Genomic DNA, 358 nt, shown 5'->3' on the forward strand with positions numbered 1-358 from the left:
AAAGTCAGGACAAAAGCTCCCAACCCATATGAACGAATCAGAAATAGAAAGGTTTTTTCGTGCTATAGATGATTTTGATATGTCTGCAAAAATAGCTTCAAGAAACCGATTGATTATTAAAATAATCATTTATACTGGAGTGCGTGTGAGCGAAGTACTCAATCTAAGGATCAAAGACATTGTTTTAGAGAATGATATTTATCTGTTAAACATTCTAGGGAAAGGTCATAAATACCGCATGGCAATGATTCGTAAAAACCATATAGAAAAGCTTCTTAAACACTGGCTAGAGATTCGCAACACTATCAATAACATTGATAATAATCTACTTTTTTGCAACCAAAAAGGCAAAGCCCTA

At 33.5% G+C, this 358-nt stretch carries 1 protein-coding gene; it reads left to right on the forward strand.

The window, feature by feature from the left end; genetic code table 11:
* Positions 1-358: tyrosine-type recombinase/integrase (locus BKH42_RS09265; protein ID WP_180674058.1), on the forward strand; the 358-nt coding region annotated here is incomplete at both ends.

The organism is Helicobacter sp. 13S00482-2, from assembly GCF_002272795.1.
GTDB lineage: Bacteria > Campylobacterota > Campylobacteria > Campylobacterales > Helicobacteraceae > Helicobacter_J.